This is a genomic window from Paenibacillus sp. OK076 (assembly GCF_900110055.1).
Lineage (GTDB): Bacteria > Bacillota > Bacilli > Paenibacillales > Paenibacillaceae > Paenibacillus.
The window spans coordinates 1,475,317-1,491,255 of sequence record NZ_FOCH01000001.1; the positions used below are offsets into that span (position 1 = coordinate 1,475,317).

The 15,939-nt window shown below is 47.4% G+C and carries 10 protein-coding genes; 8 read left to right on the top strand and 2 right to left on the bottom strand.

Annotation, left to right across the window (positions count from 1 at the left end):
- Nucleotides 1-5: 5 nt before the first annotated feature.
- On the bottom strand, nucleotides 6-977 hold the full coding sequence (locus BMY78_RS06700) for a helix-turn-helix transcriptional regulator (protein ID WP_090895839.1): 972 nt from the start codon (nucleotides 975-977) through the stop codon (nucleotides 6-8).
- A gap of 412 nt (nucleotides 978-1,389) precedes the next feature.
- Complete coding sequence (locus BMY78_RS06705) at nucleotides 1,390-3,417, bottom strand: beta-galactosidase (RefSeq protein ID WP_090895841.1); 2,028 nt, start codon at nucleotides 3,415-3,417, stop codon at nucleotides 1,390-1,392.
- A gap of 133 nt (nucleotides 3,418-3,550) precedes the next feature.
- Here BMY78_RS06705 and BMY78_RS06710 point away from each other — a divergent pair, with 133 nt between their 5' ends.
- The 8 genes from BMY78_RS06710 to BMY78_RS06745 all read left to right on the top strand — a co-directional run bounded on the left by BMY78_RS06710 (nucleotide 3,551) and on the right by BMY78_RS06745 (nucleotide 15,891).
- A complete protein-coding gene (locus tag BMY78_RS06710; protein ID WP_090895843.1) occupies nucleotides 3,551-4,384 on the top strand; it encodes an AraC family transcriptional regulator in 834 nt (277 codons plus the stop codon).
- Between the two features lie 200 nt (nucleotides 4,385-4,584).
- The gene (locus BMY78_RS06715; RefSeq protein ID WP_090895845.1) at nucleotides 4,585-5,373 is read left to right on the top strand and encodes an alpha/beta hydrolase; all 789 of its coding nucleotides are present in this window, start codon (nucleotides 4,585-4,587) and stop codon (nucleotides 5,371-5,373) included.
- Between the two features lie 99 nt (nucleotides 5,374-5,472).
- On the top strand, nucleotides 5,473-6,135 hold the full coding sequence (locus BMY78_RS06720) for an SGNH/GDSL hydrolase family protein (protein WP_090895847.1): 663 nt from the start codon (nucleotides 5,473-5,475) through the stop codon (nucleotides 6,133-6,135).
- A 16-nt stretch (nucleotides 6,136-6,151) separates the two neighbouring features.
- The gene (locus BMY78_RS06725) at nucleotides 6,152-7,048 is read left to right on the top strand and encodes an SMP-30/gluconolactonase/LRE family protein (protein ID WP_090895849.1); all 897 of its coding nucleotides are present in this window, start codon (nucleotides 6,152-6,154) and stop codon (nucleotides 7,046-7,048) included.
- A gap of 360 nt (nucleotides 7,049-7,408) precedes the next feature.
- Nucleotides 7,409-10,492, top strand: coding sequence for a X2-like carbohydrate binding domain-containing protein (locus BMY78_RS06730; RefSeq protein WP_090895851.1), 3,084 nt, complete (start codon nucleotides 7,409-7,411; stop codon nucleotides 10,490-10,492).
- Nucleotides 10,493-10,899: 407 nt separating this feature from the next.
- The gene (locus BMY78_RS06735; RefSeq protein WP_090895853.1) at nucleotides 10,900-12,447 is read left to right on the top strand and encodes a response regulator transcription factor; all 1,548 of its coding nucleotides are present in this window, start codon (nucleotides 10,900-10,902) and stop codon (nucleotides 12,445-12,447) included.
- 18 nt (nucleotides 12,448-12,465) lie between these two features.
- Nucleotides 12,466-14,235 carry a cache domain-containing sensor histidine kinase gene (locus BMY78_RS06740; protein ID WP_090895856.1) on the top strand — a complete coding sequence of 590 codons (1,770 nt, stop codon included), beginning with the start codon at nucleotides 12,466-12,468 and terminating at the stop codon, nucleotides 14,233-14,235.
- A gap of 363 nt (nucleotides 14,236-14,598) precedes the next feature.
- Entirely contained in the window at nucleotides 14,599-15,891 is a 1,293-nt protein-coding gene (locus tag BMY78_RS06745; protein WP_090902127.1) for an ABC transporter substrate-binding protein, read from the top strand.
- The last annotated feature ends 48 nt before the right edge of the window (nucleotides 15,892-15,939 follow it).

Consider the following 15,939-nt stretch of genomic DNA (forward strand, 5'->3'; position numbering starts at 1 on the left):
CCTTTTTAGCGTGTGCTACAACGATTATTGTTGGAAGTCAGATACATCTGGCATACTTCCTCGGCATGTTTGCGAATCGCGCAGCGAAGGTCCTCAGGTTCGAGTACTTCTGCCTCACGTCCAAGTCGATAAAAGAATCGCACGGCCCAAGCCCACTCGCCAGGAGGGCAGAGAAAAGACAGTTCCCAGACATCCGGAGCAATCTCGGTCATCCGTTCGCCAATATGCTTGTCCTGTTCTGCCTCGATCATTCCGCTGTAACTCAGACGTGCGGTAACGCGCGTTGGAGAGCGCTCAGGAGATTGAGGTTTGCTGCGCTGTCGCTGTGCCTGTTCTGCCAGCTGTTGTGATTCAATCAGCTCAACCGGCGTAACGTCCAGAATACGGTCTGCCCTGAACAGGCGCTCTTCACCATGCTCCTCCGAATACGCTTCACAATACCAGAAACCGGCAGAAGCATAGATTCGAATGGGGCAGATCGTAAGCCAGCGTTGACGGGAAGCAGAGCGGTATAACATACGCAGCCACCCTTGTTCCGGGATACAAGCCAGAAGCGGTTCCAGATGACGAAGGATGTAGTTCCGCTGGGGAACATCATGCTTCAGTTGTTTGAGCATGGGATCCATCTTTGCTTTAACATCCTCAGGAATAATGCTTTTGATTTTGTCCATTAATGTCCAGCGTTTCTCTTGAAAAGGGGTATCTGCATAATGGCTTAGGCCTTCGAGAGCAAAGATGAGAGTAGCTGCTTCAACCGGGTCCAATTGCAGTGGGGGCAGTACATACCCCTCCATAAGTCTGAAGCCGCCTCCGGGACCGGAGATGGCAATGATCGGGACATTCATCTCTGAAAGTGATTGGATATCCCGCAGGATGGTACGGCGGGAAACTTCAAACTTCTCTGCAAGTGAATGTGCCGTTTCGTGACCGTGCTGCAATGCCATAACGATGGCGGCAAGCCGATTTGTTCTATTCATGTCAGCCACTCCGTTTCGAGGGTTGCGCCGCCGGAAAGGATGCTGGAGTGTTTCTCTCATTGTAGCAGTGTATAAGTGACATCATGGCTGTCACCAATATTTCGCAGCATTATATTATTTATTTAATATAGCGCTGAGCCTGCATACCAAGGGCGGCTTCCTGTTCCCGGCGGGGCGTCGTTAATTGTGTGTCTCGTCCAATTCGCTTCGCTTCTCGGTATTTCCTTCTAACCAAGAGCCTCACAAATAATGACAAAAAACCGTATCCGGTCTAAACGGATACGGGAAGTAGCAGATTGAAACAGGTTCATTCATATAATACTTCAAATTTTAACAATTGACACCCTTTTAAGCGGCAAACATAGATCAATGCGATTTCCATGTAACATGTTGTATCATCAATTTTCGAATATTATTTCATTTCAAGGAGCTGCACACCGCGGCCTTCAATCTCGATCGTACCTGAAAGGGAGCGATCTGTGAGCAAATCACGAGCCTCAGTTTCGCCCAAATCATAGGATTGAGCGGTAGCATTGTGATTCATGACAAACAGGTACTGTTGTCCATCCTTGGTACGAGCAGTCACTTCAACTCCTTCCGGAGTATGCAGAAGAGAGTCAATATTTTTGGCTGCCGCCAGTTGTCCCAGCAACCCGTCCAGGAATCGATCTTCCGGATCGGAAGCGACATACCAGGCTTCACCTTGACCAAACGTGTTACGCGTTACCACAGGCATGCCTTTGTAGAAGTCGTCTCCATACTCGGCGATGATCTCTGCACCTTCACTGTGCAGCAAGTCACACAACATGCCACAACCATATTCTCCTTGAAGATCGCCATAAGCCTCTTTCAGGACAATACTGTTTTTTTGCTCCGGCAGCAGGGCATCAATTTCTTCAACCCAGATGCCAAGCAGTTTGCGAAGTTCGCCCGGATATCCCCCGGTTGTTACGATGTCACTTTCATTGACGATCCCACTGAAGAAGGTTGTCAGGAATGTACCGCCAGCTTCAACGAACTTCTCCAGTTTGGCTGCAAAGCCTGGTTTAACCATATACAGTACCGGAGCGAGCACAATGTCGTATTTGCTTATATCGGTATCCACACTAACGATGTCCACCTGAATGTTGCGGCGGAAGAAGGCAGCGTAGTATTTGTGAATTTGATCTACATAGTTCAGTGCAACGGTAGGTCCGCTGGATTTCTCGATCGCCCACCAGTTATCCCAGTCAAACACAATCGCCACTTTGGCATCTACAGCAGCATCCAGCGTTTTGTCGCCCAGCAACTGCAATTCTTTGCCCAGCTCCGCGACTTCCCGGAATACACGGGTATGCTCATGTCCTACATGTTCAATGACTGCACCGTGATATTTCTCGCAGGCCCCGACAGAACGGCGGAGCTGGAAGAACATGATTGTATCCGCGCCATGGGCAACGGACTGGTAGCTCCACAGACGCATAACGCCGGGGCGTTTCAATGAATTGTAAGGCTGCCAGTTCTGCTGACTAGGTGTCTGCTCCATGAGCATGAACGGCTGTCCGTCCTTTAATCCACGCATCAGATCATGAGCCATAGCTGTGAAACTTACCGGAGTCGCAAGACCCGGATAGCTGTCCCAGGAGACGATATCCATATATTTGGCCCATTTGAAATAGTCCAGCTGTTTGAAGAATCCCATCAGATTGGTCGTAACGACCGAATCCGGGATATGTTTTTTGATCGCATCATATTCCAGACGGTAACAATCGAGCATACTGTCGGAGTTGAAGCGGGAGTAATCAAGCGAGATGCCCTGGAACGTGGAATTGTTGTCACCCCAGTGCTCGCTCAGATTACTTGGCAGTACAATCTCATCCCAATCGTAGAATGTATGCCCCCAGAAATTAGTGTTCCATGCTTTGTTCAGCTGCTCCAGGGTCTGATAATGTTGTTTGAGATATACACGGAACGCTTTCTCGCAGTTATCACAATAACAATCGCCGCCATATTCATTGGAGATATGCCATACAAGCACAGCCGGATGATCCTTGTAACGTTCCGCCAGCTTGTCTGCAATCTTCTCGGAGTATTTGCGGTAGGTAGGGCTGTTCGGACAGGAGTTATGCCGTCCACCGAATTTGCGTTTACGTCCATCGGCATCCACACGCAGTACATCCGGGTATTTCTTCGCCATCCACGCTGGATGGGCAGCAGTGCTTGTTGCGAGGCAAATGTAAACGCCGCTTTCATAGAGACTGTTAATTAACTGGTCCAGTTCTTCAAAATGATAAGTGACTTCATCAGGCTGAATCAGTGCCCATGAAAATACGTTGATGGTTGCAATATCAATACCTGCCAATTGGAACATACGCAGATCTTCAAGATGAGTCTCTTGATCCCATTGCTCAGGGTTATAGTCGCCGCCGTAGAACATTTTGGGTAACTTGCTGCTAATCAAATGTGTTCACCTCTTGTATAAGAATAAATCTATACTATATGATGGATATGACTTTTAAAATATAAGAAAAGTATTGAGACATATAAGAATATGGAACTATAATTTTGATTTTTGTTCAAAGGAGAGAACCCCTATGCTCATCACACCCGATCATCGGCGCTACTTTATGACCCCACGGGATCAGCCGCTTCCGCTCTACATCGAGAGCATAGGATACAACGGCAATCAGGAGAATGTGTACAGACCTGCCGGATATCCTTGTTATCACTGGCTTCAGACGGTGAAGGGAGCTGGAGAGTTCAGATTTGCAGGTTCAACTGTACAGCTGGGGGAGACATCCGGCATTTTGCTGCCGCCGAGTGAGCCGCACGAGTATGTTCGCTCGCAAGGAGAATGGGAGACCCTTTACATTACATTTGGAGGCTCCCAGTGCCCGGCCATTACAGAGTCGCTTGGTTTGGGGGAGGCAGCACTTCACCAGTGGGACGCAGAGAGCCCGCTTGAATATTATGGCAGGGAAGTGCTGGGTTCCATCAGCAGTGACCAGGATTTATCTGGATTGGAAGCGTCAGCGGACATGTACCGGTTTCTGATTTTGCTCAAAAAACACGGCATGACAGGCAGTCGATCTTCGATCTCCCATGCCGTGGAACGGCTGGCTCCTTTAATTTCATTTATGAATGAACACTATGCCGATCCCGAAATCGGCCTTGAACAGATGGCTGCCATACCAGGCATTACGCCTAGGCATCTGAATACTCTTTTCAAACAATCCTTTGGCATGACTGCCTACAGTTATTTCATTCTCCTCCGTATTCGCAAATCAAAAGAATGGATGACAGGGGACAGCAAACTAACCGTGAAGGAAACGGCAGCGAAGGTTGGTTTTCGGGATGCGAGTCATTTTGTGGCTACTTTTCGGCGGATTGAGGGCGTAACTCCGGAGCAGTATCGAACGTTATATTAATCATTCAGAGTTATAAATATGTTATAAAACACTGTTCAAGCATGAGGATTCCGTGTAACCTGTTACAAATTGAACAAAAAGTGATGCCAGGAAGGTATTGATGCGCAAGGGTGCTACCCGTTATGATGTTATCGATTCCTTAGATTGGAAATTGATTATACGGATCAACGTATTCACTCAACTTAGAGAGGATGATAGAAGTGACAACAACTATACCATTGTGGGACCATGCAGCGCCTTATGCAGCCAAGGGTCATGAAGATGAAATGCCGCATCTGATTCCGTTTATTCAGCCCGGTTCCGAGAGCGCTGTCATTATCTGTCCGGGTGGGGGCTATGGATTTTTGGCCGATCATGAAGGGGCTCCAATCGCTGAATTGTTAAACCGTGCGGGAATTAGCGCATTTGTGCTGAAGTACCGTGTGGCGCCTCACCAGCATCCCGCACCCATGACAGATGGTCAGCGTGCGATTCGTTATGTGCGGGCTCATGCCGAGCAATATGGCATTCATCCTTCCAAAATTGCCGTGCTTGGTTTCTCGGCGGGCGGCCATCTTACAGCTACGTTGGGAACCTTGTATGACGAGGGTCAACCAGATCATGAAGACCCTATCGAACGGGAGAGTTCACGCCCGGATCGGGTAATTCTCTGTTATCCAGTGATCACGATGGAGTCCTATGGACATGCCGGTTCTCGTGAAAATCTGCTTGGGCCAGATGTTTCTGCTGAACAGATCAAGGCCTTTAGTGCAGAGCAGCAGGTGAAAGCGGACGCTCCTGAAGCATTCATCTGGCATACGAGTGATGATCAGGCGGTCCCTGTAGAGAACAGTTTGCGTTACGCGCTCGCCCTGGGTGCACACGGCATTCCTTATGACTTGCATGTATTTGAAAAAGGTTCACATGGTCTGGGATTGGCAGAAGATGACCATGCCGTTCGGGCCTGGTCTGATCTGTGCCTGACCTGGCTTAAGAATCAAGGGTGGTAACCTGGCACCTGGCTGATCTATGTCTTTTCTGAATATGAAATATGAATACGAGTGATCTCACATATTTTAACGCTTATGAGAGCGAAGGAGAAAACGATAATGAAATTGCAAAAGAATGATAAGCTGCTTTTTATCGGAGATTCAATCACAGATTGTGGCCGCGAACATCCTGTTGGTGAAGGGAGTTCTGGACTGGGACATGGCTATGTGGCGCAAGTGTATGCTTTGCTGCGTTCCATCTATCCAGAATTGATGCTGCGGATTCAAAATGTGGGTAATAGTGGGAATACGATCCGTGATTTGAAACAGCGCTGGGACCGGGATGTGCTTGATCTCAAACCGGACTGGTTAACGATCATGATCGGGATCAATGATGTATGGCGCCAATTTGACAATCCGTTATCTACGGACTCACAAGTTTTCCTGGAAGAGTATGAATCCACACTGCGTGATCTGGTTGCTTCAGTTCGTCCTGGCTTGAAAGGACTTGTTCTGATGTCTCCTTATTATTTGGAAGCCAATCCGGAAGATCCGATGCGGGCTACGATGGATATATACGGTGAAGCAGTTCGCAGAGTAGCCGCGGAATATGATGCTATTTTTGTGGACACACAGGCTGCATTTACTCCATTCTGGGATCATTTCTATACGTCTGTGCTGACTTACGATCGGGTTCATCCTGATGCAACAGGCCATATGGTGCTTTCCAAAGCGTTCCTGGATGCCATTGGTTTTGAATGGTCAGGCGGCGTCAAATCTTAAAAAGGGATGTGATGGCATGGGCAACTTGAACATTGCGGTACATACCCCGGCTCTGCTGGGCGAAGGTCCAAGCTGGGATGCTGAACATAATCGATTGTTATGGGTGGATATTGAAAGTTACAAGGTCCATGTATATGTTCCGGCTACAGGCGAGGATCGGACTTATGATGTTGGCGAGCATGTAGGTGCGGTTGTGCCATATCATGATGATGTGGTTGTCGTTGCTTTGCGTAGTGGCTTCCACACGTATAACTTGCTCACAGGAGAGTTGCAGTTGATTGAAGATCCGGAGAAAGGCAAAGACAACAACCGTTTCAATGATGGGAAATGTGATGCGCTCGGCCGCTTCTGGGCAGGGACGATGAGCATGAACAATGAAAGCAAGGCAGGGGCATTTTATTGCCTGGAGGAAGGACAGCCTGTTCGAACGTTGTTCCGGGATGTATCTACATCCAATGGCTTGGGCTGGAGCCCGGATCAACAGAAGATGTATTACATTGATACGCCGACACGATCCATTGACCGTTTTGATTTTGATCTGGCTGCTGGAGAAATATCGAACCGCACAAGTGTAATTGCTATACCGGAGGAATTTGGCTTTCCGGATGGAATGACTGTAGACAGTGAGGGGATGCTGTGGGTTGCCCACTGGGGCGGAGGAAGAGTCACTCGCTGGAATCCGCATACAGCAGAACTGCTGCAACAGATCGAGATACCTGCAGATCAAGTGACCTCCTGCTGTTTCGGAGGACCTGATTTGGAGGACTTATATATTACGACTGCCCGAATTGGGATTGGGGAAGAGCGGCTGATGGAGACGCCGAATGCTGGATCACTATTTGTAATCAGACCGGGTGTGAAAGGGCAGAAAACCTACGCGTTTGGCAGGGGAGCACAGCCGAATACAAAATGAATGAAGGACCGTGTTACTGGAACGTTGTTCTTCGTTTATAATTTATGGATCAATGGAGAAGGGTGCTGGTTTAAACAGCATCCTTTGTTGTGTTCTCAATAGCGAGATGTAAAAAAATTACAAAAAATAGAATTTGGGCAGGAGGGGTTTTTGTATTGCCATCGAATGTTATTTATGGAAAGGTTGAGCCAATCCTTGGTTATCGAATTGATTTATGAAAGCGTTTTATTAAATGGAGAGGAGGTGGGGCTGGCTGCCTGTTCCACTGCATTAGATGTCTGACACTGCACTTCATCAACATGATGACACAGCGGGGTTTACCGGATGCGATGAACATATTGAAGAGGAGGCTGAGTAATTATGAAAACGTTTTTGGGAAAGCTTCGGTTGATGAGCTTGACGGTAGCCGTGGCCGCAGTTTCGCTGGGAGTACTCGCTGGAACAACAGATGCGGCTCCAAGTGATTCATACCAGTGGAAAAATGTCGTAACCGGAGCTGGCGGCGGTTTTGTGCCGGGGATTATTTTTAATGAGTCAGAGAAGGATTTGATCTATGCCCGGACGGATATCGGGGGAGCCTATCGCTGGAATCCTGCGAATGAGAGTTGGATTCCGCTCACCGATTTTGTCGGCTGGGATGACTGGAACAAAAACGGTGTCGATGCGCTGGCAACAGACCCGGTTGATCCGAATCGAGTGTATATGGCTGTTGGCACGTACACGAATTCATGGGACAAAAACAACGGCTCCATACTGCGTTCAACGGACCGGGGTGATACTTGGCAGACGACCACTCTTCCGTTCAAAGTCGGCGGGAACATGCCGGGACGTTCCATGGGGGAACGCCTGACCGTTGATCCGAATAAAAATAGCATTTTGTATTTTGGTGCACGTAGCGGCAACGGACTTTGGAAAAGTACGGATTACGGCGTAACCTGGAACAAAGTAACGAGCTTTCCGAATCCGGGCACGTATGTGGAGGACCCGTCTAATGAGTATACCAGTGATATCGTAGGTTTTTCCTGGATCACGTTTGACAAATCAACAGGTTCTGCTGGACAGGCAACACAGACCATCTATGTCGGGGTAGCCGACAAAAATCAAAGCATATATCGCAGTACGAATGGAGGCGCAACGTGGAGCGCTGTTGCTGGACAGCCTACAGGTTATTTGCCTCATCATGGGGAACTGGATGCCAATGGAAATCTCTATATATCATACAGCGATGGTGCTGGCCCTTATGATGGAGAGAAGGGAGACCTGTGGAGATTAAATACGACGACAGGGGTATGGACCAACATTAGTCCGGTACCAAGCAGCAGCTCGGACAATTATTTTGGATACGGCGGACTGGCTGTGGATGCTCAGCATCCTGGTACACTGATGGTAGCAACCCTCAACTCCTGGTGGCCTGACGCGAATCTGTTCCGTAGTACGGACAGTGGAGCTACTTGGACTCGCATTTGGGAATTTGAAGGATATCCAAACCGTAAAATGCGCTATACACAGGATATTTCGGCCGCTCCTTGGTTGACCTTCGGGACGAATCCTGCACCGCCTGAAGTTTCTCCAAAGCTGGGCTGGATGATTGGGGATCTGGAGATAGATCCGTTTGACTCTGACCGCATGATGTATGGGACAGGTGCGACCATCTACGGCACGAAAAATCTGACAGACTGGGATGACGGCAACAAAATCAATATTTCAGTGATGGCCAAAGGGGTGGAGGAGATCGCGGTTCTGGATCTGATCAGCCCGCCAAGCGGAGCACATTTGTTAAGTGGGGTAGGGGATGTCTCGGGATTCCGTCATAACGATCTGGATCAGGCACCATCTACGATGTTTACCAGCCCCAACTACTCTTCTACGGAAAGTCTGGATTTTGCAGAGTTAAGTCCGAATACCATGGTTCGCGTAGGGAAAGCAGACTACAGTGCTGATCCGAATGCAAAATCCATTGGTTTATCCAGCGACGGCGGGACCACGTGGTATAAGGCGAACGCAGAGCCTGTCGGCACTACCGGAGGAGGGACTGTAGCGATCTCTGCAAATGGTAACCGACTTGTATGGAGCACATCAGACAAGGGTGTGCATTATTCCACTGGCGGCAACTCATGGACAGCGAGCACAGGTATACCTGCGCAGGCAAAAGTGATCTCTGACCGGGTGAATCCGAACAAATTCTATGGATTTGCTGCCGGTAAAGTCTATGTAAGCACCAATGGTGGTGCCTCCTTCACTGCATCTGCGGCTACCGGGCTTCCGGTAGAAGGAAATGCGGATCTGGACGCTGTTCCAGGTAAGGAAGGTGAACTTTGGTTTGCAGGCGGCAGTGAAGAGCAAGGGCCATATGGTCTGTGGCATTCCACCGATTCAGGAGCGACCTTTACCAAGCTTGCGAATGTCGAGGAAGCGGACAGCATCGGTTTTGGTAAAGCGGCACCTGGGCAGAACGTGGTCGCGCTGTACACGATTGCGAAGATCGACGGAACACGTGGATTTTTCCGTTCCGATGACGGTGGGGCGAATTGGGTACGGATTAACGATAATCAGCATCAATATGCACGTGTGACCACGATTACAGGTGATCCACGTCTATATGGAAGAGTGTATCTGGGTACGAATGGACGGGGCATTTTATATGCTGACCGTATTGGTGGGAACAATGGCGGTGGAGAAGGTGGAGGCGAGACTCCGGTGACCAGTTCAGCCATCACACCAGTGAATGCGGAATTTGATAAAAAGACAGGCAATCAGGTAGACATTCCTGTAACGTTGATACTGAACGGAAATACCCTTAGCGCAATACGGAATGGCAATACAACGCTGGTTTCAGGTACGGATTATACCGTATCGGGCAATCAGGTTGTGTTGAGTAAAACCTATCTGGCTTCGTTGTCCAAAGGAAGCGCAGTGTTAACCTTCCATTTCAGTGCAGGCAATGATGCGATCCTGAATCTGATGATCAAAGACACAACAGCTGTACCCGCGGGAGCCATTCGAATTGAGATGTTTAATGGAACGACTTCAGCAACGGGGAACTCTATAAATCCCAAGATCAAATTAACGAATACAGGCACTTCGGCCATCAATCTTTCCGATGTCAAAATTCGTTACTATTATACGATCAATGGCGCTCAAACCCAAAACTTTTTCTGTGACTGGGCAACAGCTGGAAACGACAATGTTACAGGCACGTTTAGTGCGCTGCCGACCCCAGTGACCGGAGCAGATTCCGTGCTGGAGATTGGCTTCAAGGCTTCTGCGGGTTCACTGGCAGCGGGGCAGAGTACTGAAATTCAAGCCCGTTTCTCCAAAACCGACTGGACCAACTACACTCAGACGGATGATTATTCGTTTGCTCCAAGTCAAACAGCCTACACGGAATGGACCAAGGTAACGGGATATATTGCCGGAAGTCTTCAATGGGGGATTGAACCTTAGACTTCAACTTGAAATGAAAGTATGACTTAATCTAAACATGCATCGATAAGAAGTCCTGGCTCGCCAAAATGATTCATGGCGGGCCGAGGCTTCTTATTTTGTCGAAATATAGTGTACACTAAAGAGAGTTTCCATTAGCATTTTGCATAATTCGAATCATTTCGCTTCCCGGTACAAGACATAGACGAATAAATGCATTTCGATCTATATCTTGCTTATTGAAAGACGCTCTTTGGATTTATACAAAATGCTTACCATTGCTTAAACGTTCGTTTTGAGATATAAAAAGAAGTACAAAACTTTAAAGTTAATGTAACCGCTAACACAGCGAGGCAATTCTATCCGATATATTAATGGTATAACCTGTACAGACATAGATGAAAGATTAGACAAGGGGGTCAAGGGTCATGAACCGGTTGTGTAAGGTGCTGATTGTTGACGATGAGTTTCTTGTAAGGCAAGGCATTAAGCACCATATGAACTGGGAAGCTGAAGGTTTTCAGATTGTAGGTGAAGCTTCCAACGGGGAAGAAGGGCTTGAGCAGGTACAGCGATTACAGCCGGATATTGTCATTACGGACATCGTGATGCCTGTGATGGATGGGGAAACATTTGTACGGACGTTAAAAGCCAGCCATCCGCAGATTGAGGTTATCGTTCTTAGCAGCTTCAGTGAATTTGAATATGTACGTTCAACGCTCCAGAATGGGGCAGCAGACTATATATTGAAACCGAAACTGGATACCAATGAATTATTACAAGTACTGCAGCGTACAGCTGGCAAAATCCCCGAATTGCAGTTTGAGCCTTCACACGACGGGTGGAGGCTGGGACAACTGATGGAAAAGATGCTGTCCGGATTTACGTTGGATGAGGAAAATGAGATGCATATGATAAGGGAGACGTTTCCCCACCGATGCTTCCGCTTACTCGTATATAAGCCGCAGGATACACACACACATGTGCACAAGCTGGATAACGAGCACCTGGAGTCCAGATTACGTGATCTGCTCCCCGACGTGGAGTGCGCAATCGTTCCGGCCGAAGGCACCTCGCCAGTGGTTCTCCTTAATGTTGAGCCTGCCAAGGATGAATGGATGGTGCAGCGGATCAAGGAGTTGGCGAACGAGAATAAGGATGGGCAGGGTGGACTTTGTTGGGTACTTAGCGACAGCTTCTCTTCATTTGAAGAGATGGGAAACGTATATCGAACACGTCTGATCAAGCTAATGGAGTATCGCTTTTATTATGAGGACCGATCTATTCTGGTGTATAGCGAACTTCCGCCTCTTCATCCTGCTGGGTATCAGTTCAATGTGAACATGTTTTTGCAGCATGTGAAGCGAAATCGAACCGAAGCGGCAAGAGAATATTTGCAGGAGCATGCCCTTACGTTGGGACGGGATTATATTGCCGATGTGTTTGAAATCAAGTCCTTTCTGGGCAATCTGATCTTCAATGTGACCATTACTCTGGCAGATATGGATGTGCAGTCTGCTGCGTTGGAGGAGAGCAAGTATGCCTATTTCAAACATGTTGATGGTTCATCCAGTCTGACAGAAGCGATGAACGTACTGGATCAGTTCATGGCTGAGGTGCAGGAGTGCACGAGTGGAGAGGGCGGACGACGAAGTGATCCAAATATGAAAATGCTGCTGGAATATATGCATGAGCACTTTGATCAGCCGCTCGGACTTGCCGAAGTAGCCAAGCATTTTCATTTTAATCCATCGTACTTGTCCAGTTATTTCTCTTCACACAAAAAAGAAGGCTTTAACGAATATTTGAATAAAATTCGGATTGAAAAGGCAGAGGAACTTCTGCGATCGGACCATGTTACAATCTCTGAAATCAGCAGCATGGTGGGCTATTCAGACCATAGTTATTTCTGCAAGGTGTTCAAAAAATTTACCGGACTGTCTCCGAGCCGATACCGGCGCAAGTTCTGGGCATGAAGTCAGAAGGGCAAAACGATGAAGAAATGGATCAATGCGTTATCCCGTCTTGGATTGTTTCCAAAATTATTTCTGGTTATGGTGATCAGCATTGTTCTCGTGTCGGTACTTATCCTGTGGACGACCATTCACATGTCGACCCGACTGTTTACCGAGACGTTCAGCATTACCAATTCCAAAGTGCTGAACCAGATCAAAACGAATTTTGAATCCTTTAATGATGCTATCGCAGCGGTAGCCAACAACGTAAGCCAGAGCGGCTCGATTCGCGGCTTTTTGTCCGAAGGTGAGGGCGATTCACTTACTATGGCGAAGTCCTACTATCATATGCGAGAGGCGATGGATCGAATTCAGACCATCACCGAATCGTATGAGGTGGGCATCACGATCAGTGGCATCAACGGACGCACGTATTCAACCGATCGTTCTCACTTGAGCATGTCGGTCGACGATCTGAAACAGATGCCTATTACGATGGAGGCGACCAAGCTGCCCAGCCGATTGATTTTCGACGATTATCGCCTCGACGAGGGCTCGGGTTCAGAGCAGATGATATCCGCGACCAAAGCGCTGACCAATCGAAGCCAGGGCAGCATGTATGGCATGTTATACGTCACGATGAGAGAGCGTATGTTCCGTCAGTTCTACAGCAGCTTTACGAGCAGGGGCAATGATGTGGTCATCCTGAACGAAAACGGGGAGATTGTTTCCTCCAATCGGGAAGATTGGATCGGGACTCGGCAATTGGAACTGCTATCGTATGCGAGACAAATGAGCAATGATAACAGTAAAGGGGTTAACGCTCATGTAATGGATCAAGATAGCGTTGTTCTGTCGGAATACTTACCCATTTATCGCTTTTATATCGTCAATGTGGTCGATAAGGAGCAGGCGATGGGGCAGCTGCTGGATATGAAGACGATTGTCCTCATCTGTACGGCTATCGTTGCAGGAGCGCTTGTGCTGGTGTTTCTTATTACGAATCAGATTACCAAGTCGCTCCGCAGGCTGGTGAAACAGATGTCCAATATTACGAAAAGTGATCTGGATAATTATATTCCGGTCAGTGGCAGCTATGAGAGCCGACAACTGAGTCATGCTTACAATTACATGCTGGACGAACTGCATGATTATGTGGATCAACTGGTGTTGACTCAACGTGAGCAACGAAATGCGGAGCTTGCTGCTTTGCAAAGCCAGATTAATCCGCATTTTCTGTACAATACACTCGCTTCGGTTAAGGTATTGGTACAGCAAGGCAATAAGGATCGTGCAGCCGAGACCATCAATGCATTGATTTCATTGCTGCAAAATACGATTAGCGACGTAAGTGAGACGGTTACGGTGGAGCAGGAAGTGGAGAATTTAAAAAATTATGTGTTCATTAATCATGTCAGGTATGGCGGACGGATCAAGGCAGCTTTTTATATATCCCCGGATTGTACCCATTATCATGTGCCCAAGCTGGTGATTCAGCCTTTTATCGAGAATGCGTTCTTCCATGCCTTTATCAAGAAGGATACAGGAACGATTCATGTGATGGTGTCAAGAGCAGGTGAATCACTAATCTGTGAGATTATGGACAATGGCGACGGGATTGAGGGGTTCTCCATGGGAGAGTCGCTGCCCAATCCGAAGAACAATCGACAGCTGTTTAGTGGAATCGGTATACGTAATGTTCACGACCGGATTCAACTGCTTTATGGTACGCCATATGGAGTTACGATCATGAGCACGCCTGGCGAGGGAACCAGAGTGACGGTCACGCTCCCTTTAATCACTCAATAATGGCACAAACGAGCTGAGAATCAAATATAGACCGTTCCGAAAGAGTCTTCCGAACGCTGCATTGTAGCAGAATAGGAGGGCTCTTTTTAATGCAAAATAATATCCATCGGATGAAGCAAAGTGGATCATTGGTAAACATTTTAGATGGGGAAAGTACAAATTCAAAAGAAATTACCATAATCCAAAATTAATGCAAGCGGTTTCTGTAAAGGTTTTCATTGTGGCAATAAGATGACAAATCGGCACAAAATTATTACTAACGAATGGCGATTTGGGAATGATAAGATGATTACATCGAAAGCAACCGCTTTCAGAAAACGCAAACAAATTACACACAAAGAGGTTGAAGGGGAGTTGAATGATTTGAAAAAAATGTGGGTATTGATGCTCGCTACTGTCCTGTTGTTGTCCGCATGTTCATCCGGTGGTGGAGGCAAAACGGCTAGCGGTGGTGACGAAAAAACAAACGAGATCACAATCTGGGCTTGGGACAAAGCATTTAACGTTGCTGCACTTGAAACAGCAAAAGAAGCATATCAGAAACAAAATCCCGATCTGAAAATCAACATCATTGAGAATGCTCAAGATGCGATTATTCAGAAGCTGAATACAGGCCTGAACTCTGGAACAAGCAGCGGTCTTCCTAACATCGTTCTGATTGAGGACTATCGTTCACAAAGCTTCCTGAGTGCATATCCTGATGCGTTCAAAGATTTGTCTTCCACAATCAAAGCTTCCGATTTTGCAGATTACAAAATTGGACCAACTTCGTATGAAGGCAAACAATACGGCGTACCGTTTGACTCTGGCGTAGCAGGTTTGTACTACAGAACGGATTTGCTGGAACAAGCGGGCTACAAGGCTGCTGACTTGCAAGACATCACTTGGGATGATTACATCCAAATCGGTAAAGACGTAAAAGCAAAAACAGGTAAAGAGCTTCTGTCTCTTGACCCGAATGATCTTGGAATCATTCGCATGATGATCCAAACAGCTGGCAAATGGTACACTGCAGAAGATGGCAAGACACCTGACATTAGCAGTAACCCTGCATTGAAAGAAGCTTTCGAAACGTACAAAAAAATGATGGATGCCAACATTGTTAAATTGCACTCTGACTGGAGTCAATTCGTTGCCAACGCCAATAACGGTAGCGTAGCAACAATTCCTACAGGTAACTGGTTCTCACCATCTGTACGTCAAGAAGCTTCCCAATCCGGTAAATGGGCTGTAGCTCCAATGCCAAAACTGGCTGGCCAACCAAACTCTGTACACGCATCCAACCTGGGTGGTAGCTCCTGGTATGTTATGAATAACGTTCCTGGTGCAGATCAAGCAGCTGACTTCCTGGCAAAAACATTTGGTTCTGACAAACAACTGTATCAAGACTTGTTGACGAACATTGGTGCCATCGGTACGTACAAACCGGCTGTAAATGGTGATGCATACAACAAGCCAGACGAGTTCTTCGGTGGTCAAAAAATCTTTAGTGATTTTGCAGCATGGACCAAAGAAATTCCAAATGTAAACTACGGTAGTAACACATATGCAATTGAAGACATTCTGGTTGTTGAAATGCAAGCGTACCTGAACGGTAAAGCAATTGATGACGTTCTAGCCGATGCACAAAAACAAGCTGAAGCACAATTAAACTAAGATACCCAAGGTAACTTATAGAACCTGAAGTAACATCGGAGCCGTCTC